At 45.7% G+C, this 22,529-nt stretch carries 19 protein-coding genes and 1 pseudogene; 18 read left to right on the top strand and 2 right to left on the bottom strand.

Annotation, left to right across the window (positions count from 1 at the left end):
* The first annotated feature begins 24 nt into the window (after window positions 1-24).
* The 6 genes from ACN5NT_RS00570 (at window position 25) to ACN5NT_RS00545 (ending at window position 7,631) form a co-directional block, all read left to right on the top strand.
* Window positions 25-1,602, top strand: coding sequence for an MBL fold metallo-hydrolase RNA specificity domain-containing protein (locus ACN5NT_RS00570; RefSeq protein WP_419174109.1), 1,578 nt, complete (start codon window positions 25-27; stop codon window positions 1,600-1,602).
* A 333-nt stretch (window positions 1,603-1,935) separates the two neighbouring features.
* Complete coding sequence (locus ACN5NT_RS00565; protein ID WP_419174108.1) at window positions 1,936-2,070, top strand: hypothetical protein; 135 nt, start codon at window positions 1,936-1,938, stop codon at window positions 2,068-2,070.
* 679 nt (window positions 2,071-2,749) lie between these two features.
* Entirely contained in the window at window positions 2,750-3,901 is a 1,152-nt protein-coding gene (locus tag ACN5NT_RS00560; protein ID WP_419174107.1) for a TRAP transporter substrate-binding protein, read from the top strand.
* Between the two features lie 189 nt (window positions 3,902-4,090).
* Window positions 4,091-4,600, top strand: a complete 510-nt coding sequence (locus ACN5NT_RS00555; RefSeq protein ID WP_419174106.1) for a TRAP transporter small permease subunit — start codon at window positions 4,091-4,093, stop codon at window positions 4,598-4,600.
* Between the two features lie 2 nt (window positions 4,601-4,602).
* Entirely contained in the window at window positions 4,603-5,946 is a 1,344-nt protein-coding gene (locus ACN5NT_RS00550) for a TRAP transporter large permease (RefSeq protein WP_419174105.1), read from the top strand.
* A gap of 308 nt (window positions 5,947-6,254) precedes the next feature.
* Entirely contained in the window at window positions 6,255-7,631 is a 1,377-nt protein-coding gene (locus ACN5NT_RS00545; protein WP_419174104.1) for a sigma-54 interaction domain-containing protein, read from the top strand.
* A 69-nt stretch (window positions 7,632-7,700) separates the two neighbouring features.
* Here the strand turns inward: ACN5NT_RS00545 and ACN5NT_RS00540 are convergent.
* Window positions 7,701-9,278, bottom strand: a pseudogene (locus ACN5NT_RS00540) (acyl CoA:acetate/3-ketoacid CoA transferase); the annotation flags it as partial.
* A 233-nt stretch (window positions 9,279-9,511) separates the two neighbouring features.
* Here ACN5NT_RS00540 and ACN5NT_RS00535 point away from each other — a divergent pair.
* The 7 genes from ACN5NT_RS00535 (at window position 9,512) to ACN5NT_RS00505 (ending at window position 16,093) form a co-directional block, all read left to right on the top strand.
* Window positions 9,512-10,306: an SDR family NAD(P)-dependent oxidoreductase gene (locus tag ACN5NT_RS00535; protein ID WP_419174103.1), complete on the top strand. Its 795-nt coding sequence runs from the start codon at window positions 9,512-9,514 to the stop codon at window positions 10,304-10,306.
* A gap of 39 nt (window positions 10,307-10,345) precedes the next feature.
* Entirely contained in the window at window positions 10,346-11,629 is a 1,284-nt protein-coding gene (locus tag ACN5NT_RS00530; protein ID WP_419174102.1) for an acetyl-CoA C-acetyltransferase, read from the top strand.
* A gap of 122 nt (window positions 11,630-11,751) precedes the next feature.
* On the top strand, window positions 11,752-12,294 hold the full coding sequence (locus ACN5NT_RS00525; RefSeq protein ID WP_419174101.1) for a DOMON-like domain-containing protein: 543 nt from the start codon (window positions 11,752-11,754) through the stop codon (window positions 12,292-12,294).
* Window positions 12,295-12,327: 33 nt separating this feature from the next.
* Window positions 12,328-12,675 (top strand): cytoplasmic protein, encoded by a 348-nt coding sequence (locus tag ACN5NT_RS00520; protein ID WP_419174100.1) that lies wholly within the window; start codon window positions 12,328-12,330, stop codon window positions 12,673-12,675.
* Between the two features lie 64 nt (window positions 12,676-12,739).
* Window positions 12,740-13,507, top strand: coding sequence for a sulfotransferase family 2 domain-containing protein (locus tag ACN5NT_RS00515; protein ID WP_419174099.1), 768 nt, complete (start codon window positions 12,740-12,742; stop codon window positions 13,505-13,507).
* 25 nt (window positions 13,508-13,532) lie between these two features.
* Window positions 13,533-14,186, top strand: coding sequence for a lactate utilization protein (locus ACN5NT_RS00510; RefSeq protein WP_419174098.1), 654 nt, complete (start codon window positions 13,533-13,535; stop codon window positions 14,184-14,186).
* A gap of 41 nt (window positions 14,187-14,227) precedes the next feature.
* Window positions 14,228-16,093 carry a peptidase U32 family protein gene (locus ACN5NT_RS00505; RefSeq protein ID WP_419174097.1) on the top strand — a complete coding sequence of 622 codons (1,866 nt, stop codon included), beginning with the start codon at window positions 14,228-14,230 and terminating at the stop codon, window positions 16,091-16,093.
* 85 nt (window positions 16,094-16,178) lie between these two features.
* Here the strand turns inward: ACN5NT_RS00505 and ACN5NT_RS00500 are convergent, their stop codons facing one another.
* Window positions 16,179-17,117: a glycosyltransferase family 2 protein gene (locus ACN5NT_RS00500; protein ID WP_419174096.1), complete on the bottom strand. Its 939-nt coding sequence runs from the start codon at window positions 17,115-17,117 to the stop codon at window positions 16,179-16,181.
* A gap of 363 nt (window positions 17,118-17,480) precedes the next feature.
* On the opposite strand from ACN5NT_RS00500, the gene ACN5NT_RS00495 reads away from it, so the two are divergent.
* The 5 genes from ACN5NT_RS00495 (at window position 17,481) to ACN5NT_RS00475 (ending at window position 22,135) form a co-directional block, all read left to right on the top strand.
* Window positions 17,481-18,251, top strand: coding sequence for a sulfotransferase (locus ACN5NT_RS00495; RefSeq protein WP_419174095.1), 771 nt, complete (start codon window positions 17,481-17,483; stop codon window positions 18,249-18,251).
* Between the two features lie 292 nt (window positions 18,252-18,543).
* Window positions 18,544-19,347 carry a hypothetical protein gene (locus tag ACN5NT_RS00490; RefSeq protein ID WP_419174094.1) on the top strand — a complete coding sequence of 268 codons (804 nt, stop codon included), beginning with the start codon at window positions 18,544-18,546 and terminating at the stop codon, window positions 19,345-19,347.
* Between the two features lie 14 nt (window positions 19,348-19,361).
* Window positions 19,362-20,327 carry a glycosyltransferase family 2 protein gene (locus ACN5NT_RS00485; RefSeq protein WP_419174093.1) on the top strand — a complete coding sequence of 322 codons (966 nt, stop codon included), beginning with the start codon at window positions 19,362-19,364 and terminating at the stop codon, window positions 20,325-20,327.
* A 42-nt stretch (window positions 20,328-20,369) separates the two neighbouring features.
* Window positions 20,370-21,320 (top strand): glycosyltransferase family 2 protein, encoded by a 951-nt coding sequence (locus ACN5NT_RS00480; protein ID WP_419174092.1) that lies wholly within the window; start codon window positions 20,370-20,372, stop codon window positions 21,318-21,320.
* 122 nt (window positions 21,321-21,442) lie between these two features.
* Window positions 21,443-22,135, top strand: coding sequence for a hypothetical protein (locus ACN5NT_RS00475; RefSeq protein WP_419174091.1), 693 nt, complete (start codon window positions 21,443-21,445; stop codon window positions 22,133-22,135).
* The last annotated feature ends 394 nt before the right edge of the window (window positions 22,136-22,529 follow it).

The raw sequence follows: 22,529 nt of genomic DNA, 5'->3' as shown, positions 1-22,529 counted from the left end.
AATCCAGATGAGGAGAAGTGTTTTATGTACGTTACATTCCATGGTGCAACTCGAGAAGTAACCGGCTCATTTCATACTGTCGATACCGGCAATGACAGAATTGTTCTGGATTGCGGGCTCTTCCAGGGTAAACGTAAAGAGGCGGAAGCTAAAAACCGGGTTCTTGCGGTAGACCCGAAGGGTATCACAAATTTAGTGCTCTCCCATGCTCATCTTGATCATTCCGGAAGAATTCCGATGGTGGTGAAAGAAGGTTTTGCCGGTGGGGTTTTCTGTACCAGGGCAACTGCCAGTGCCTGTGAATATTTGCTGCGCGATTCGGCCAAAATTCAGGAAGGTGATGCTTCCTACCTGAATTACAAGACTGCAAGAAACTTCATGGCCAAACTCAAGACTGGTGGCAAAACGAAAGTCTCCAGGGAAGAGATGGCTGAGATCAAGGCTATGCTGAAGAAAGGGGAGCACAGGCTGAATAGTGAGGCAATTGTAGATCTTCTCCATGAACATCAGTTGGAGGTAGTGACACCGCTTTATTCTATGGAAGATGCTGAGGATTCGCTCAGCCATTTTCATGGCGTTCCCTATGAAAGTAGCACCGTGATTGGTGACAACCTGAGTTGTACCTTTTACGACGCAGGCCATATATTGGGCTCTGCCATGGTTGTATTGAGTAAGAGCAACGGCAGCACCACAAAAAATATCATGTTCTCTGGCGATATCGGCAGGTTTAATAAACCAATTATCAACGATCCTGAGTTGAATTTTGCCGGGGAACATCAGGATATCGATTTGTTGATTATGGAGTCCACCTATGGGAATCGGCAGCATGAGCCTGTTCAGGATATGAAACCGATGCTCAAGAAGGTGCTGCAGGAGACTTTTGCCAGGGGCGGGTCAGTATTGATCCCGGCCTTTGCCTTCGGTAGAACCCAGGAGATTATCTATTACCTCCATGAGCTGTATATGGCTGGAGAGGTGCAGCGGGTTCCGGTTTATGTCGACAGCCCCTTGGCAACCAATATCACACATGTTTTCGGTGAACATCCTGAAACTTATGATGACGATACCCATGAAACCTTTTTGGAAAACGGTTTGAACCCATTCAACTTCCAGCACCTGAAGTTTGTGCAGACAGTGGAGGAGTCGATGGCCTTGAACAGAGACACCCGCTCACATATTGTCATAGCCGGTTCCGGTATGTGTGAAGGGGGCCGAATTCTGCACCACTTGCGGCATAAGATCCATAACGACCGCAACACAGTCCTGATTGTTGGGTATATGGGTACCAATACATTTGGTCGGCAGATTCAGGAAAAGGCAGAGGAATTTGAGTCAGGAGGGCGAAAAGGATTGCCACCGATGGTGCGTTTCTATAACAAGGAATACCCGTTGAAGGCAAAGGTGGTTACTCTCGGCGGGTTCAGTGCCCATGGGGATCGGGAGGAACTTTACCGTGTGTTGACTGAATCCAATTTGAAAATTAAAAAAATCGCCCTGGTGCATGGTGAGGAGGATCAGGCCTTCAGCTTCAGAGATTTTCTCAGCGATAAAGGTTTTGATGTTCTGGTACCGTACCAGGGTCAGACAATTCATATCTCCTGATTATATAGAGTAAACCGGCGCCAGGCCGGCTTGCTCTGCCTTGGCCAGAATGCTTCTCCTGTTACGGGTAATAGTCTGTAACAGGAGCTCTCACAGGGGGTACCGACCCTGTCCCGAATATCTCAAAAAAAATAAAGCTATTACATCGTAAAAAGCGAATTGGACCTAGGAGGGTGTCGGATTAAGCCCTTTTTGACCAAATCCTCGTTATTTTTAAAAAAAATGCAATATTCCGATACGCTCCTAGTGGATATAAAGATGTTGAGGTGCGCATGCCTGAAGGTTTCTGATAACTTTCTGCGGTGGGAGTAACTCATACATTGTGGTGGCGCTTTGATAGACCAATCGGCATGGGTGGTCTTTTGGGTGAATGGTGCCATGATCCATGGCGACATGAAGGGGGCGTGGTTTGTGCAAAACGCTCCAGGAAAGTCTCAGGCGGCCTGGCGTCCGGAAAAAGAGACATGAAAATGGGGATGTAGTTCGTTGTTGGCGGATTGCTGGCCAGGAAGGTTGGTCTGGGGATTGGGTGGACTGTCTTGGGAATGCAGGAAACGTGATCGGGGGGAAGTGTCAGTGTGGGGCTGCTGTGTGTCAAGCGGAGAGCATGGAAGTGAAACTGAAAGTGGCGACTATTCCAATATAATTACCTGAAAAGCTATAGCAAACTTGATACATGCGGATTGGTCTAAAGTCTGACATTTCGGACAGTCTTGGTTTATTGCCGGAGTGGCCTGCGGGCGACACCGGGTAGTTGAAATATATTATGCAAAAACAACAGCATGGGTAAGTCTTGTCGCTTGATTGGCCGATTGCGTGAGTTGATAAACTCGCATAATATCTGCGCTCTCGATGAGTTATTTCGACTAGAGCATTCTTGAATTTAAGACAGACGGGTATTTGTTGAAACCTGGTTTCCGCCCAGAATGCCTTGGACGACTGAGAAACCCTGGGTAAGTTGTAACGGTTGAATTTCTGGCACAATTCCTGCGTGTAATGACAAGTTGATGAGGGAGGGGTAGCGGTCATCTACTTCTTGCTTCAGATAATCATGATGGGCGTGTTGGCTGCGGCTGTCTGGAGAGGCTGCGTTCTGGTGCAAGGCCGGAGGGTGGCAACACAGCAAACAGTAAGGAGGAGTTGTTTCATGAAAAAGTTATTTGCAGGTGCATTGACAGCATGTTTGGCGGTTGGCCTGACTATGGGTTCAGCAGATGCCGCAAAGCGTGAAAAGTTTGGGGTTGATGAGCGCCATAAGGTGGCAAAGCGGGTGAATTTTAAGCCGTCTGACGAGAAGATTCGCTGGAAGATGGTAATGCCTTGGTCCAAAGGACTTCTTTTTTATGATGTCGCTGTTCACTTTGCCGACAGTGTTCGCCTGGCATCTGCCGGTCGCCTGGATATCAAACCTTTTTCCGCTGGAGAGCTTGTTCCTGCAATGCAGTCTTTTGACGCCGTTTCAAAAGGTTCTGCCCAGGTTGGTCATGATTGGCCTGGATACTGGAAAGGCAAGAACGAGGCTTTCGTTGCTTTTGCTTCCGTACCTTTCGGTCTTGATGCAGAGGGTTACAACATCTGGCTGCAGGAGAAAGGCGGCACCGAGATGATGCAGGAAATCTACGGTCAGTTCGGGCTCTTCGCACTTCCAGGCGGTCAGCTCGGCCAGGAGATGGGGCTGTTCTCCAACAAGCGCGCGACCAAGATGGAAGATTTTAAAGGAATGCGTCTTCGTACTCCTGGTTGGTACATGGATATCATGAACAACCTGGGCGCTTCCGTTACCCCGCTGCCGGGTGGAGAAGTTTACCTTGCGCTTGAGCGTGGTGTTATTGATGCAGCAGAGTTCTCTTCGCCGGCAATCAACTACCCAATGGGTTTTGATGAGATCACCAAATACGCAATTCAGCCGGGTGTCCATCAGCCGGCAATCCAGTGCGCCCTGTTCTTTAACCAGGAAGCCTGGGAAAGCCTGCCGGACGATCTGAAGTGGATTGTGAAGATCGCAGCCGCGGAGACCCAGGCGTGGTCATACAACTGGGTAAACTCCCTGAACGCAGAAGCTATCAAGCGGTTCTCTGAGAAAGTTGAGATTGTGAAGATGGACAAAGAGACCCTCATTGAATTCCGTAAGGTTGCAAAAACCTACATCGACTCTGTTAAAGAGAAGCATCCTGACGTGAAGAAGGTCATGGATAGCCAGGAAGCATTCATTGAGGAATTCTCCATATGGCGTGAGGCCCGCGGTGGTGCAACCCCTTGGCCGTATGAGACCTACATCAGTGGTCAGATCAACGAGTAAGATTGTATCGCAGACGATCCTGGCGCAATCAAATCGTACCCTGTAGCTCTCAGAAGTTGTCATGAGAACTACAGGGTGGAAACTGCGAGCAGTCAGGGGAATGGCCCCTCTTCTATCCTCTGGATAAGGGGAGGGGCATCTGGTTGAAGCGGAAGAATCTGTTGATCTACTTCAAGAAAGGATAGTGTGATGTTTTCAAAAATCTCCAGGGGCATCGACACCTTCAGCACCAAACAGGGTGAACTGACATCGATGCTGATTATACCCCTGCTGGTCGTTGTTCTCTATGAAGTGCTGATGCGTTATGGCTTCAATACACCGACCTCTTGGGGCTTTGAAGTGACAGCGTTTTTGTATGGTATGCACTATATGTTCGGTATTTCCTATACCGATGTGAAAAACGGGCATGTTCGTGTTGATATTTTCACCTCACTGGCTCCGAAGAAGGTGCAGGCTGCGATCAGCGCCCTGACAACCTTAGTGCTTTTCCTGCCGGTGATGACGTGTATGACCATCTGGTCTGGCAAGTTCGCCTGGTACTCTATCGAGGGACTTGAGAGAAATTCCACCAGCTGGGCTCCGGTGATCTACCCTTACAAAATTGTTATGGCGCTCTGCTTTCTGTTTTTACTGTTGCAGGGTATCTCTAACCTCATAAAAGACTTGCAGGTTTTCTTTGATAAAAGTGAGGAGCGGTAATCATGAGCCCGGAAATTCTTACAGTGGCCATGTTTGCCACACTTATACTTGCGATTACTTTAGGGCATCCGCTTGCCTATACCCTGGCGGCGGTGGCCACTTTATTTGGTTTGATCGATAATGGGTTTGATGTTGCAGGTTTGTTTGACATGTTTGCCAACAACTGCTGGGGGTTGATGAACAATTATGTTCTGGTGGCCATCCCTCTGTTCATACTCATGGCTCAGTTACTCGATCGCTCCAAGGTTGCCGATGAACTGTTTGAGACGTTGTACGTCGTACTCGGCGGCTTAAAAGGCGGTCTGGGGCTTGCGGTGGTCGTAGTGTGTACTGTTTTTGCTGCAACTACCGGTATTATCGGCGCTTCAGTTGTCGCCATGGGCCTGCTTGCCACACCGGCCCTTATGAAAAAGGGGTATCAGAAGGAGATGTCGGCTGGTATCATCTGCGCCGCTGGAACCTTGGGTATTTTGATCCCGCCCTCGATCATGATGGTTGTCTACGGTGGCCTGACCGGACTGAAAGAGACATCGGTCGGTAACTTGTTTGCCGGAGCAATTTTCCCCGGCCTGCTGTTGGCTGGGCTCTATTTCACCTACATTCTGGTGCGTTGTACCATTAATCCTCAGCTTGGTCCGCCTATTGCCAAAGAAGAGGCTTCTAAATGGACGGCTGGTCAGAAGATGTTGCTGACCCTGAAGTCCCTCATTCCGCCGATGGCCCTGATTCTTGCTGTTATGGGTACTATCCTGGCTGGTGTGGCGACTCCTACAGAGGCAGCTGCACTTGGTGCCTTTGGTGCGTTGATACTGGCGATCGCCAATAAAAAGTTCAGCTGGCAGGTGATGAAGGACTCTGCCCATGCCACCATGTCGACCACGGCAATGGTTATGATGCTGTTTATCGGTGGTAAATTTTTCAGCACCGTTTTCCTTTCCGTGGGTGGCGGTGATGTGGTTGCAGATGTTCTGGTCGGTTCGGGTATGAACCGGTACGCAGTGTTGCTGATTATGATGGGCATAGTCTTTTTGATGGGCATGTTTATCGACTGGGCGGCGATTCTGCTAGTTACCGTGCCGATCTTTATGCCGATCGCCATGGAGCTGGAGTTTGATCCCCTTTGGTTCTCGCTATTGCTCTGTGTAAATCTGCAGACCTCATTTCTTACCCCGCCGTTTGGTTATGCCCTCTTCTACTTTAAAGGTGTAGCACCAGAGGGGTATACCATGGGCCACATCTACAGAGGCATTATGCCGTTTGTTTTCCTGCAGATAATCGGTTTGCTTATTCTGGCGGTGTTCCCGGGTATTATTACCTGGCTGCCATCGGTATTTTTCGGGGGTTGATGAAATATTGATAACCTGCTCTGCGTAATTCTATTACGCGAGAATGTGAGAAGGGCCGCATCCTGTGCAGGGATGCGGCCTTTTTTTGTGTTTGGTATGACGAGTTCAACCGCCGTGAAGGCAGGAATTTTCATTATCGCCTGGTGGGCAGCGCAACAACGGCAAAAATCGCTATCAGGTCTTTGGTAAAATTGCCGAATTCATGGTGAAAAAAAGCTAACTTCGGAGTAGCATATTGGCTACATGTAGCAATACGGATACGTATTGAGCAGGCAGGTGATGTTGAATTTTGCAATTGGGGCGAGTCTATGAACTGTACGAAGAAATTAAAGGCTCTCGAGAGAATTTTCGAACATATCCACGGTGGTGCGGCAGTTATTGATCCAGACGGCCTCATAACCCATTTCAACGAGCCATATGGCCGTTTTCTCGGGGTAGACCCTGAAGGACAGATTGGTAGACATATTACCGATGTCGTAGAAAACACGCGGATGCATATTGTGGCGCGAACCGGTAAGGCTGAAATGAACGAGAGCCAGTCTATCAAGGGGCAGAATATGCTGGTCCAGCGTATTCCAATCAAGGAGAACGGCAAGGTAATTGCGGTTTTCGGGCAGGTTGTCTTTAAGGATATCCGAGATGTCGGCAAGTTGGCGCAAAAACTCTCGGAGCTGGAGTCAAAGGTTCGTATTTACCAGAAGGAGCTGAACTCTCTACGTTCCACAAAGTATACGTTTGATTCTATAATTGGTGAAAGTGATGGTATCATCCAATTGAAGAAAGAGGCCTTAAAGGCAGCGGCTACAAATCTTTCTGTTATGATTTCGGGTGAATCAGGAACCGGTAAGGAGCTTTTCGCCCAGGCAGTTCACAGTGAAAGCTTCAGGAAATGCAGACCCTTTATCAGGCTGAATTGTGCGGCAATCCCCAAAGATTTAATGGAATCTGAGCTATTTGGTTATGGCAAGGGTGCTTTTACCGGTGCCAGGCCGACCGGCAAGGCCGGTAAATTTGAGTTGGCTGATACCGGGACTCTGTTTCTGGATGAAATTGGCGATTTGCCGCTTGAAATGCAGCCCAAGCTGTTGAGGGTACTGGAGGAGAAGGAGTTTGAGCGGGTCGGCAGTAACCGCATGATACACTCGGATTTCAGGCTGATCGCGGCGAGCAATCAAAACCTTGAGGAGATGGTGGACCGAGGCGAATTCAGGGCTGATCTCTATTATCGCCTGAGTGTTGTGCCGCTGCATATCCCACCCCTGCGTGAGCGCGGCAGGGATGTCCTGTTGCTTGCGCATCACATGCTGGAGCAGAACCTTGATGAAGTGACTGGTGCTGGGCTCAGGTTCAGCAAAGAGGCAGAGGAACTGCTCCTCAAGCATAATTGGCCGGGTAATGCGAGGGAATTGCATAATGTGGTTGAACGGACGATGGCCACCTGTGAGGAGTCGTTGATTACTCCGGCAGATCTTCCACTTTATCTGCATAAAAATACCATTGGGTTTGCGACAATTCAGCATTCACTGTTGAAAGAGGTGGTGGCCCGGGCTGAGAAGAGTGCAATTGTAGACGCCTTGAAGATGACTGCGTATAATAAAGCGAAAGCTGCAGATATGTTGGGAATTCACCGGACGTTACTCTACAAGAAGGCGCGCAAATATAGTATCCCCCTCACGCCTGGTTAGCTATTGCGCAAGGGGGCTCAGTGGCGAATTGGATGGGAGGTCAGCAGATTAAACTCTCATTGGCTGGGACCCCATTGGCGCATCGTTGAAGATTCTGTTGTCCATCAGCCGTGGAGTCTTGCGCATGGCAGGCTCAAAATCCATCTGATCAAGAATATCTCTTTGCAGATCGATTCCAGGTGCTATTTCGGTGAGTTCAAAACCGGCATCGGTAAGTTCGAAAACGCAACGCTCTGTGATGTAGAGGACTTTCTGGCTGCGCTTCCTGGCATATTCACCGCTGAAGGTGACATGCTCAACCTGTCCCCGAACGAACTTTCTGGCTTTTCCTTCGTTGGTGATTCGCATTTCGCCATTTTCGATTGCGACCTTTAAACCGCCGGCGGTGAAGGTGCCAAGAAATACCACCGTGCTGGCATTTTGGCTGATGTTGATAAAGCCGCCAGCACCAGCCAGTTTTGTTCCAAATTTCGAGACATTGACATTCCCCAGCCCGTCAGCCTGGGCCATGCCGAGAAAGGTGATGTCGAGTCCACCGCCGTCGTAGAAATCGAACTGATAGGGTTGGTCTATCAATGCTTCGGTGTTGACCGCCGCCCCGAAGCTGAGGCCCCCTGCAGGGATTCCGCCGATTACGCCGGGTTCTGCGGTGAGGACTATCTGGTCGAGTAATCCCTCTTCGTTGACCACGTCGGAGACACCTTCTGGCATGCCGATGCCGAGATTGACAATGTCGCCGGCCTGAAGCTCAAACGCTGCTCTTCTGGCAATGACTTTCCTTGGTCCCATCTCCATTGGCGGCAATGACTCCACAGGAACCTTTACTTTGCTGGCATAGGCGGGATTGTATTGCTCACCAAATGTTTGCCAGTGATTTTCCGGCTCTGAAACCACTACGTAATCTACAAGAATGCCAGGAATCTTGACATCTCGTGGGTTGAGCGAGCCGTTTTCGGCAACCCTCTCCACCTGTACGATAACCTTGCCGCCTGAATTACGGGCCGCCATGGCGATGGCAAGAACCTCTAAGGTGAGTGCCTCCTTTTCCATGGTGACGTTGCCGGATTGGTCGGCGGTGGTTCCACGAATGAGGGCGATATTGACCGGCTGGGTTTTGTATGCCAGAAACTCTTCGCCATCGAACTCCATGAGTTCCACGATATCCTCAGTGGTGGTAGTGTTGATTTTGCCGCCGCCATTTCGTGGGTCAACGAAAGTACCGAGACCGACGTGGCTGATAGTGCGGGGTTTTCCTCCGGCAATATCACGAAACATCGTGGAAATGACGCCCTGGGGCAGATTGTAGGCCACGATCTTGTTTTCGACCGCGAGCTTTTGCAGGGTTGGAACCAGGCCCCAGTGGCCGCCAACGACTTTGCCGACCATCCCTTCGTGTCCAAGATGGTTGAGGCCACGGGATTTGCCGTCCCCCTGGCCTGCGGCATAGATGATACCGAGATTACGGGGAGCGCCTGTGGCAATAAACCGTTCTTCGAGAGCGATACAGAGATGTTCGGCAAAACCGATACCAACAAAACCGCCTGTAGCTATCATATCACCATCTTGAATTGCCGTTACGGCTTCAGCGGCGGAAACAACTTTGTTTTTGTTGAGTACTGGAGGATCATAATCCGGGGACATCTTCATAATCTCACCTGAATGTTATCGGTAATAAATTCATTTTATCTACATTTCATTGCGTTGGAGGCCATTGGGCGCCAAGGTTGTTCAAAATAAATCTGAGCAATAACTATGCCCATAAAGTGTAGAGGTGATAGACGGAGTGGGTGGCGTGGACTTTGCAGGTTGCATAACAAAGAAAAAGCAGACCACAAACAAACATGTAAGCAGGTTCAACAGCTATCGAACAGGAGGGAAGTATGCTTCAGGTAAAAGACTCCGTTGCAGTCATAACCGGCGGGAGTGGCGGGATTGGCAGGGCATTGGCTGAAGGTTGGCTGAAAGAAGGCGGCAAGGTTGTTATAGCCGATGTGCAGGAGGAGGCGCTTCAGGCGGCAGAACGCGAGTTGAAAGAGATCGGCGACGGCGTTGCCTCGATTATCTGCAATGTCACTAAGGAAGAAGATAACACCAGGCTTGCCGAGTTTGCCATTGAGCGCTTTGGGGCGATTAATCTGGTGGCGCCTTTTGCCGGAATCACCGGAGACGGCCTGATGATAAAAACTGATCGGGAAACGGGTAAGGTGGTGGGCAAAATGTCTCTCGAGAAGTTTCAGAGGGTCATAGATATAAACCTTACAGGGGTGTTTCTGACGGTCCGTGAATGTGTTGAGCAGATGGTGAACCATAACTCGAATGGTCTGGTATGTCTGGTATCTTCCACCGGTTCTCTGGGCACGGCAGGCCAGATCAACTATTCATCGTCCAAAGCGGCGATGGCGGTGATGCCAAAAGTGCTTACTGCTGAATTTTTCAGGAGAAATCTGGCCGATAAAATTCGTTGCATGGCAGTAGCGCCTGGTTATGTGGGCACAGCCATGGTAAAAAGCATAGACGAGCGAATTATCGGTAAAATCATCGAGCAGGTGCCGATTGGCAGGTTGATAGAGCCGGAGGAGGTCGTGTCATTGATAAGAGAGTTGTATGTCAATGAGGCGATGGCTGGGGAAACGGTATTTATTCACGGTGGTTTGCGGCTCGGATCGAAGGGGTAGGCGACGTATAAACAGATCTTTAATTGAAAGGAGCTGGAAATGAAAGACGTTGTAATTGTGAGTGGTAAACGAACTGCAATTGGTGCCTATGGCGGCACCCTTAAAGACACACCTGTAGTCGATCTTGGCGCGGCAGTACTGAAAGAAACCCTGAAATCCGCTGGGCTTCGACCAGTCACGAGTGAAGAGTGTAGCAGATTTGCTCCAGAGCCTCTGGCTGGTGCAGGGAAGATTGAACTTGAGCAGCAGTATGACGATTATGATGCCGGGCTGCAGTCCATTGAGATCGATCAGGTCATCATGGGCAATGTGCTTGGTGCAGGTCAGGGACAGAATGTCGGCCGGCAGGCCATGATCCGGGCCGGTATCCCCAAAGAGACCAGCGCAACTACCGTGAACAAGCTGTGTGCTTCCGGCATAGAGTCGGTGGCGCTGGCAACCAACGCCATTCGTTGTGGTGACGCTGATGTTATTCTGGCAGGCGGCATGGAATCCATGAGCAGGGTGCCGTATGGTCTTGGCACCGCTCGCTGGGGACAGCGGATGGGTGACGGCAAGATGATTGACCTGATGGTTTTCGATGGCCTTTACGAAACGTTTTACGGTTACCACATGGGGATGACGGCAGAAAATATCGCTGCCAAGTACGGCATCAGCCGCCAGGAACAGGATGAGATCGGTGCCCTGAGTCATCAGCGGGCCATGGCCGCAATCAAGGCCGGCATCTTTGAAGATGAAATTGTGCCGATTGTCATTCCCCAGCGAAAAGGCGACCCGGTTATTTACAAAGTCGATGAGCGGCCCATGGAGACCAGCGCAGAAAAAATGGGCAGGATTCGTCCCGCTTTTATAAAGGATGGCACAGTAACCGCTGGTAATGCGTCCGGCATCAATGATGCGGCGGCAGCGCTGCTGCTGATGTCTGCCGATAAGGCCAAAGAGCTTGGGTTGACTCCACTGGTGAAGATCAAAGCACATTCAACAGCGGGTCTTGATCCGGCCTATATGGGGCTCGGCCCTATTCCGGCCGTTCGTAAGCTGATGGCAAAGGAGGGTCTGACGATTTCAGATTTCGATTCCCTGGAGCTGAACGAGGCCTTTGCCGTGCAGGCCATGGCCTGTATGCGTGAGCTGGGCTGTGATATTGAAAAGACCAATGTCTATGGCAGCGGGATTTCTCTTGGTCATCCCATTGGTTGTACCGGTAGCCGCATATTGGTGACTCTGATGGGCCAGATGAAGAGAAAAAATCAGTCTCTCGGGCTTGCTTCGCTCTGTATCGGTGGTGGTATGGGCATGGCCATGGTGCTGGAGAACTGTTGATAGAGCATAGCTTGGCGTTTTGGTGTACTGTCAGGACTACTGATTCTGATCGAAAATGAGGGGGAGGCTGTGAGCTTCTCCCTCATTTTTCTTTGTATGGAAGATCTATTTAAGAGTGCCAAGTGAACCGACAGACGTATTCCCTATACCCTTTCCAGCCATTGGAACGGGGGCGAATTGCAGTTGAATGTGAAGTCGTACGGGAAAATGAGACAATAAAACTCACCTACCTTCTGCGTGGTGACCTTGAAGAGGTTGATCTGCCGGAAGCCAGCGCAAATACAATTGCCCGCCGAAGGGATAATCTCTGGGAAAAGACCTGTTTTGAGTGCTTTCTTCAGGTTGAAAAGTGCCAGCGTTACCATGAGGTGAATGTTTCCCCCGAGGGCGGTTGGAATGTTTACACTTTCGATCAATATCGTTCAGGGATGAGAGCAGAGCAGAGGGTAATGTCCCTGGCGATTATCTCAAATCACCTGGCTGATAACTTTGTCGTCGAATTTTCCCTGCCTCTTGATGAGCTGGACGTGTCGAACAGTTCACTTAAGCTTGGCTTGAGCACCGTTCTTGCGCATACTGATGGGAGCAGGAGTTATTGGTCTCTATGTCATAGGGGAGATCGGCCGGATTTTCATAATGATTCCTGTTTTTTGATCGCGATATAACTATCAATTTCCAATCGATCGAGGAGATGAATCATGAAAAAGATTGCCCTTGTTGCCTATACCGGAGAGTTAGTCTGCTTTTCCCATGTGATGTTGTATGCTCTGGATTACCAGGAGAAAGGATATCATGTTGAGGTTATCATCGAAGGCGCTGCCACCAGGTTGATAAAAGATTTGGCTCAACCAGATGCGCCATTCGCCGGACTCTACTCACAGCTCCGTCAGCAATCACTTATCGACTGTATCTGTAAAGCCTGCTCTGTAAAGATGGGGACTTACGACGAAGCTTGCGAGCAGGGCCTCAAATTCGGCAGCGATATGCAGGGGCATCCATCCCTTGAACGGTTTACCAAAGAAGGGTATGAAGTGATGACATTTTGAGCGCTTCCAGTTTGACTTGCAGGTGTAATGCGCTGAGTATTGATGTTGTTGTGGTGGTAGCAGAATGAAGAATATATATGTCTTAATCAGAATACCCAAGTGTGGAAGTACCTCTTTAGAGAACATGGTGAAGCATGCTTTACCAGATAACAAGCTGTATCCTTTGTCGGCTTTGGGTGAAGCTGCTGGTCTTAATATCATAGAGAGAATCAGGTTGAAGCGCAATATGCTCTCGGTGAAAAGGAGGTATGGCGCTTTCAGTGAAAAATCAATGTGGCGCAACATCTCTAAAGAATGTCATGATGGTGACATCGTTTCGGCGCATATGCCTTATGGGGCGATTACATTGGACGGTTGCAACTATAGGTATATAACCTTGTTGCGAGACCCGGTTGAGCGAGTAGTGTCAGCATACTATTACAGTCGCCATTCATACCGGAATTTGCCATTTCATAGAAGAGTATACAGAACGGGTTCCGACAAGGCCGCTGGAAACAAATCCTTTCGTGGGTTCCTCGAGTATCTATCTGCTAATAAGAATTTGTATTCAAATCCGATGGTACGCTATATAACAGGTGATGGATTCCATGAAGATCCATTTGGCTTTCTGCAGGATAACTATTTCCATTTTGGGGTGCTTGAAGAAATTAACCTGTTTGCCAAGCAATTAGGTGATAAATTAGGGTGCGAGATACCTGCTGACCGGAGCAATGTAACAAAAGAAAAATCAACCCCTGAGTTCTCAGCCAAAGAGATGGAACTAATAAACGATCTATATGAAGGCGATATCCAGTTGTATCGAAATGTTAAAGAGCTTGTGCTGTCGGTATAGCCGATAGCTAAACATAGGAGGGGTTGTGGAAAATCCGATTGAACAGTATTGGGAGATTCGTCTTGAAGAACTGCGTATTCAGCTTGAGAAAAACAATTTCGAGGTGTTTGTAACCCAGAATGCATCTGAGGCAGGCAAGTTGGTAATTGATAAGATCTTGCCTGAGAGTGGAGCAAAATCTGTTTCTTATGGCGGTTCAATGACAATGAAGACCGCAGGGCTGCACGATGCATTGCTGGCCTCAAACGACATTGAACTGCTTCGTCCCGATGAACCAAATATCTCACCTGAAGAAAAGCTGGAACGTAGAAGGCAGGGGTTGCTGGTTGATTTTTATATTACTGGGACCAATGCTGTAACAGAGGCGGGTCATTTAGTGAATCTCGATATGATTGGTAATCGAGTAAGCGCAATCACCTTCGGTCCGAAGCAGGTGGTGATCCTTATTGGTCGCAACAAGATCGTACCTGATCTCGATAGCGCGATGTACAGGATTAAAGAGTACGCATCGCCGGTGAATGCCATGCGCCTCGATTGCAAGACCCCATGTGTGAAGACGAGCCACTGTGAAGATTGCAAAAGCCCGGGTCGAATTTGCAATAGCTGGACGATTACGGAAAAATCCTTCCCTAAAGGACGGATAAAAGTTGTGTTGATAAATGAAGAGCTTGGTTTTTAAAGAAGCTTCTTCCTGGTTGTATTTAAAGTGTGTGTGAAGTTATGCAGCAACATCCAATAGAATTACTCTCCCCGGCAAGGGATCTGGCCTGCGGTATTGCTGCAGTCAATCATGGTGCCGATGCGGTCTATATCGGAGCCCCGAAGTTCAGTGCCCGTTCTGCCGCAGGTAACTCCCTAAGCGATATAGAGAAGCTGGTACGTCATGCCCACATTTTTAATGCCCGGGTATATATCGCTCTCAATACCATTTTCAATGATGGTGAGATTGAAGAGGCGGCCAGATTGGCGCATAAACTGTATGATGCCGGTGCAGATGCTCTGATTATACAGGATATGGGATTGCTTGAATGTGACCTGCCGCCGATTCCGCTGCATGCCTCGACCCAGTGTAACAATCGAACTCCGGAGAAAGTCGAGTTCCTGGAGAAATGTGGTTTTCAACAGATCGTTCTGGCTCGTGAGCTGAGTCTGGCTCAGATTCAGGAGATACGGGCGAAGTCCACGGTTCCATTAGAGTGTTTTGTCCATGGTGCACTGTGTGTGTCGTATAGTGGGCAATGTTATATCTCTGAAGTGATGACCGGCAGGAGTGCCAATCGTGGTGAGTGTGCTCAATTCTGCCGACATAAATTCACACTTAGGGATGGCTCAGGGAAGATCCTGGCAAAAGATAAATACTTTCTTTCCCTGAAAGACCTTGATCTGTCCGCGCATCTTCAATCGCTTATCGACGCTGGTGTCAGTTCATTGAAAATTGAGGGGCGGTTAAAAGGTGTCGATTATGTAAAAAACGTCACGGCCTATTACCGTAAAGCCCTTGATAAGATTATCGACGCGGATGACAGCTTGCAGCGACTTTCTTCAGGGCGGTGCCAATTCTCATTTACTCCTGATACCAGCAAATCGTTTAACCGTGGTAAAACCGACTACTTCCTGACGAAGAAGAGAAATACTCCAGGTTCTATCGATACACCAAAATCTCTGGGTGAAAAGCTGGGTAACGTTATTGGAGTCGAAAGGGATAGGTTTACAGTTGCTACAGATAAGCAGATAAATAATGGCGATGGGCTTTGCTATTTTGATGAACGTGGACAACTCCTCGGACTAAAAGCCAACAGAGTTGAAAGCCGTGGTGGTGAGCAGTTTGTCTTCCATCGTGAAAAGACTTCTCCTCATATGGGAGCATTGCTCTATCGTAATTCCGATGTCGCCTTCTTGAGGGAATTGCAACAAAGCAAGCAATGTCGGTCATTGCAGATTCGCATACGAGTGTATGATAATGAAAATGGGCTTGTTTGTGATATAGAAGACGAGGATATGCTGAGTTCTCAAACGAAGTTGACCATAGGCCGAGAGGTTGCAAAAAAACGAGGTATGATGGCTGGTGTTATCGAACGGCAGCTACGAAAAGTCGGCGGAACAGTATATGAAGTTGAATCTGTGTCTGTGGAAGTTGACCCTGAATCATACTATCCTGTTTCTGCAATTAATGAGTTGCGACGCCTAGCCTGTGACAATCATTTACAGCAACGTTTGTCGAGCTACCAACGCCTTAGTATAAAGTTGGATCAAACTGAGCATCTGTGGCTGTCCGATACAGTGACATATCAGGAAAATATAAATAATGAGAGGGCGAGGGCTTTTTATAACCGACATAGTGTAAAAAACTTCAAGATTGCTGGTAAAGGACTGCTTAGAGAGGAAAGAGTAGAACTTATGCGCACCCGCTACTGCCTGAAAGCACAGTTGGGGCTTTGTCCGAGGGGTGGAACAGTGATTATTGGTGCCGAGGGGCTGAAGAGCAACGGCAAGAATGCTGGAGTCTTTACTCTCACCGACAATACCGGAGTGTATAAGCTTGAATTTGACTGTGCCAAATGTGAAGTGGTTATTCGAAAAGGATAATGTTCTTAAGCGATCATGGAAGGAGACTACTAAGGACTTCACTGGTTAGCAGTTGTTGTGCCGCATTATTCTATTTCCGATACTGCTAATTGCCATGTATTTTCGAGTATTCTTGACCCATTATTCCAAGAAATCCTGTGGTATGGCCAATCGCTGAGCCGATCCATTGAATAGCAAGAAGTCGCATATTGCTTGAGAATATTCCGAGTAATAATAGAATAATTGGGCCTAAGAGTATGCGGGCAGCAATTTTAGGCACATATCGCAATAGCGTTGGGAGAAACCCTTTTTGTTGAAGAGACATGTACGTGTTGGTAGCTCCGACACGAAAGAGACGTTGGAACTGCCAACTCAGGTTCAGTCTGCTTTGTGGTATTTTTTCATAAACGATAGCCTTATTCGTCCAAATGTGCGTGCTGCCTAGCTTGGCAGCTCTTTCAAAGAAATCCATGTCACTCCCCCCTGTTAAAGCAAAGCTCTCATCAAAGCGTAGGCCGAGATCGCGAATGAGGCGTGAGGAGAAGATCACGTTGTTGGTTGATAGACCAATTCTAGAACATCCTTCCTTCTTATTGCCCTCTTTACGTTTCGCTTTGTTGGCCCAACCTGGGAGATTGCCATCTGGAAGAATACTGACAACCAGCCCTTGAATCGCGTCAACATCATTCTCTTTGATTAGAGTGTGGAGTGTTTCGAGCCAAGTGACAGATGCTGTCTCGTCATCATCGATAAAAACAATATAATCGGATTCTTGCTGAGCTGCATGGGAGAGAACTCGATTCCTGGCATATGGGATGCCTTGTTTGGTTTCATGATAGTACTCCAATTTTCCAGGGAAGGTGTTGGAGTAACTCTGGTAGATATGTCGGGCACTTTGTTGCTGATCGTTATCAACGATTAATGTACTGACATTGACTTCGGTATTAAAAATTGATTGTCGGGCGAGGCTGTCGAGTAGCTCAATGAGGTAGTTGGGCCTTTTGCAGGTGATCAATCCAAGAAGTATGTCAATTTTGTCAGCCATTATTAGTAACCATAAAAAAACGGATAGTTAGTATCGCATCATATAACCTGATTTATATAACTGAATTTTTCGATTCTCACAATCGTTATGGCTAAATTTGGAAATGTGTATCAAAATGTTGGGCTGTTATCCTTAATTAATTCCAAGAAATGAAAGTCTATGTGGAAAGGTTTTCGCAATATGGTAGTTTATTCTGATTTATTTTGCGCACAGATAGCTGTGAGGTGGTTGTTTGATAGGCAATGTTGAAGGATGGGGAATCTAATGATAAACGATACTTCGGGCTAGGTGCTTTATCTGTTAGGTCTGGAATTGTAAAGTGGGCTAAAAAAGGTTTAACAAGGGATAAGTTGTGAGGACTAAGTGAGCGGAGAAATACCTTTCAATAGATTTGCAATGATTATTGGAGCAATGAAGTGTGGAACGACTTCATTATTTAGCTATTTGGAAGATCACCCAGAAATATGTCCATGTAAAACTAAAGAGCCAGAATATTTTTCAGAAAATCAAAAGCATGGCGTGCGTGTCGATAATTATTCCGAGTTGTTTGACTTTGACCCTTCAAAACATAAATATGTGTTGGAGGCTTCAACAGGGTATACAAAATATCCATCTGAAAAAAATGTTGCAAAAAATATATTTAACTATGGAATAGCGCCAAAATTTATTTATGTTGTACGTAACCCGTTTCACAGGATCGAATCACACTACAATTATATGCAGAGGAAATCCGGCTGGAATTTAGAAATTAATGATAGACATTTGTTGAAAACTAGTAATTATTACATACAACTCAAGCAATATTTAGAATATTTTCCTTTAAGCCAATTTCTTGTTGTAGATTTCGATGACTTGTGTTGTTCACCAGATACTGTGATGACTCAAGTGTATGATTTTTTGAATATATCAGATGGTTTTAGGCCTAAAAACTATGTGGCACACAATGCTACCAGTGTGGAACCAAAATTAATCAAGTGTGCAAAGTTTATTCAGTACCTATTGCCCAAAAAAGAAAAGCGTAAACTTTCAAGTGCTGAAAGAAATATTATTTTTTCGTCCCTTCAGCTGGATATGAAAAGATTATATATTGAATTTGGTTTCGATGTGAAGAAATGGGGTTTTGATATTGACTAGTGGCTTATAATATGTCTAACTATTGATAAATTTATAATATGTAAGAAGTATAGGTGTGTATCTGTATGTACTTGTTAGGCCAATAAGGGCAAGATGCTAGACTTAACACAGTAAAAAGTACTAAATAGGTTTGCTCCTTTGGATATCTTTTTCAGGAATAATTATGCACTTATTACTTGAATTCGGGGGGAGTTTTAGTGGAAGGGGTGGAGAAATAAATTGGTTAAGAATGTCTGTAAGTTATTTTTTTCTGTTTAATAATGAGGGGAATTTTTGAGGGAATTGCTGTTTTATGGATTTAAATAAGTGGAGATTTAATAGTGGTGGGCAACTTGAAGAAAAACTGATCGTATCTATGACAAGTTATGAACCGCGGTTGCCTAAGCTTCATAAAGTTATAAACTCAATTTTAAAACAATCGGTTAAACCGGAAAAGGTTTGTTTGTGGATTTGCACCTCTGATATTAAAAAGATTCCCCAAAAGGTATTTAAGCTTGAAAAATATGGGCTTGAGATACATGAATGTGATGACCTGAAATCATATAAAAAAATCATCCCCTGCCAGCAGCAATTCCCGGACTATACAATTGTAACCTGTGACGACGATGTCGTCTATCCGATCAATTGGCTGAAATCTCTCGTGGACTCTCATGCGATGTACCCGGAGAGTATTTTATGTCATCGGGCACGATTGATAACATTCCGGCCAGACGGAAAGACAAACCCCTATCGATTTTGGCCATATATAGATTTTGATTTGGAATCTGCACTGGTATTCCCTGTAGGTGCCGGTGGGGTATTGTATCCAGCAGGTTGTTTTCATGGTGATTTGACAAGAGACGACATATTTATGGACATATGTCAATATGGGGATGATATCTGGTTAAAAGCAATGACGTCGTTGGTGTCTAGACGATGCAGACGTATAAATCACTTTGATAGATTTTTCAGGCATGTCAGAGGGTCACAAAAGGTAGCTCTGAAAAAGGATAATATGTGCAAGAGAAATGATAGACAGATCGAGAAGGTGTTTGGCAAGTACAGTATAACAGACTGCCTGAGTAAGATGATTCAGGCTGAAAGAACAGATATATAAAAGAAAAGACTGTCATGCAGAGAGTATCTATTATCGTACCAGCGTTTAATGCGGCTAAATATCTTGGAGACTGTTTGGATTCTTTGGTAAGGCAAACATTCCAGGCTATAGAAATTATCGTAATTGATGACGGTTCAACAGATAATACAGCCAGTATTGTCAAAGGTTATGCTGACACTGATGACAGAGTAAGGTTGATCGATCTTGCGAGGAACTATGGGATATGGGAGGCAAGGAGGCGAGGTGTTGAGTTAAGCTCTTGTGAATATGTCTGTTTTGTTGATAGTGATGATTGTGTAAGCGTGGGTATGATTGATGCAATGTTGAAGAGAATTATTGCGAATGAAAGTGATATTGCAGTATGTGGTCATCGAGTAATTGATGGGAATAATACGCTTCAAAAAGGGATAAAAAAATTCGGTGACCAAGTAGACAGTTCAGGCACCTTGAAAAAATTCGCTGAGAGAGGATACGGAAGCGGAGTGCTATGGGGGAAGATATATAGGAAAGGCACTTTAGCTAAATATAAAAAGATGAAATTTGAGGAAAGGCTTGATTTTGGAGAGGACTATCTTGTTAACTTTGGAGCATTTCTCGAAGCCAAGAGCGTGTCTCTGATGTCGGATGTGTTGTATTATCACAGAAAACACCCTGATAGTATTACCGCCAAAAAAGATCCTCATATTTCTTTCTGTCGGCAGTTGAATGCCTTTGCTCGGGGGTTGCAGTTGTACTCGCCGTATGGTGAAGATGTGCTTTGTTGTATTGAGGAGTCTTTTGTAAGACAATTTAGATTTAAAGCCTACAATGTAAAAGATAGGTCGAAACTGGCTAATAATAGAGAAGAGATTTCAAGAAGTCTTACCATAATAGCAAGGTATAGGCCTGAGTCGATTTATGGGTTGATTCACTGTTTCGACGATCCTTCATCTGCCCGGAGGTTTAGCCTCAGTCGATATATAAAGAATATTTTTGTTTAAGAAATAGGTATGTAGAAATTTTATCTGATATGGTCTTGTTGTATGAAGAAGAGTAGGGCGTTAATTTCCGTTATTATACCTGTTTATAACGTCGAAAGATATATTGGTGATTGTATGGAGTCAGTTTTACAGCAATCATATTCCCATATAGAGATTATCTGTGTGAATGATGGGTCTACCGATAGTTCTGGAGAAATTCTTGAAAGATATGCACAGAGAGATTCCAGAATCACTGTTGTGTACCAGAGAAACAAAGGGCTTTCTCAAGCACGAAATGCAGGTATCGGTAAGGCAAAAGGCGAATATTTTTTCTTTCTTGATTCGGATGATTGGATTCATGCCAAGGCCTTGGAAGTATTGATTCTTGCTGCGCTTAAAAAGGATGTGAAGGTCGCGAGTTGTGGTGTTTTAAAAGTTGAACAAAAATCCGGTGAAAGCAAAAAATATAGGCCTAACAGAAAAGTTGGTATGCTTTCAACTTGTGGACATAATGTCTACTCGCTGGAACCAATGGTTTGGAATAAAATATACCACAGTAGTGTTTTTGATAAAATACGATTTATGCCAGGTATTGTACATGAAGATGAGGAGATTTATTGGAAAATATTTTCAGATGTTGAGAGTGTGTATGCAGTAGATGATTACTTGGTAAATTACAGGATCCACGATCACTCTATCACTCAAAGAAAAAAATATAGTGAAGCGTATCAGCTGAATTATATGGCAATAATTGATACTGCGTTCAGATGTTGCAGTGATTCCAAGAGAAAATCTATGGAGGTCAGTCTTTGTGCTGTGGGTTTTTATAAGGTGATGCAGAGGAAAAAAATTCCATCTAATCTTTATTTGAAACATATCTCATCGACTTACGGTGTGAGAATGTGTTATTTGGGTATAAAAATGCTGAAGCTAAAAGTGAAAACAGGAAGGTTTCTGCAGTTTTTAGAAGATAAATTTAAGGTGATGTTAAGCTATAGCAAGATAACTGCTTAATCGGTGATGATAATCGCAGATCAATAAAATTGAATAGGTTTCAGTACTCTATGCATTTATATATACTTGTTCGTATACCAAAATCGGGGAGCAAAACTCTGTCCGAGATGATCAGTGGGGGGATGCCTAATAATAAAGTATTCAGGCTTTCATCCTTAACTCGGAGTACCGGGCAGGGTGGGTTACATGATTTCAGAGTGGTTAGGAATAGACTGCAAGGGTATTTACGTTTCAATGCGTTAAGTTTTAAAGGGATGTGGGCAAACATATCCTCTAAGGCACGATCTGGCGATATTATTTCTGGTCACATGAAATACGGAACACCGCTGTTACCGGAATGGGATTTAAGATATGTAACTCTGTTAAGGGATCCTATCGACAGAGTAGTGTCTGAGTATCATTATAATAGAACTAACTTCAAGGAAATACCTGGAATTCGCAAAGTCTACAGAGTGGGGGTTGATCAGATTGCAGGGACTCGAAGTTTGTCCGATTATCTTAAATGCTTGAGTGAAAACAAGTCTGCTTACAACCCATTAACCTGGTTTGTTACTGGTCGGAATGACCATGACGACGCTTTTACATTTCTTAAATCCAGGTATTTCCACTTTGGAATTATAGAACGACTGGATTTGTTTTCCAAACAGTTTGAAGAGAAGACAGGTTTTCCAATTAAGGAAAAATGGGAAAATAGAACAGATAGCAAAAAAAGGTATAATTTAAACGAAAAAGACTTGGAGATGATTCAAATGATGTATGAAAGAGATATTAACCTCTTTGAAAAGGCAAGAGAATATGTCCAAATTGTCAGATGATAGTTCGAATATTTTCATATATTCTGATGAATAATTTCTTTACTTAGTCGGGTAATTAATAAAATTATAATTTTTTCACTCCCAAAGCTTAGCACGAAAACTATTTCTTTGGGTGGTCACTGTTTGACGCTAGACAAGACATAATCTCCTTGATAATCCCCACAGGTAGAAACGACATGCCCAGGTCCAACGCTCAATTTAGGAAAGGCAGTAGTTTGAAGAGGTTTCTCGATAGATATGGCAAACAATGTATAGATAAGTTGATCAGATATCGCTTGCTTGAGGGCTATATGGGACCTCGATGCAATTATCCAAAAAAAATTACCTTGTATTATAAGAAATCTTCATCAAATTCCTGAATGCTGATACGAACGTGCACTTACAAGCGATACAA

It is taken from the genome of Desulfosediminicola sp. (genome assembly GCF_048381775.1).
Taxonomy (GTDB): domain Bacteria; phylum Desulfobacterota; class Desulfobulbia; order Desulfobulbales; family Desulfocapsaceae; genus Desulfopila; species Desulfopila ganghwensis.
Note: the sequence above shows the minus strand (reverse complement) of the source record. Positions and strands in the feature narration are given on the sequence as shown.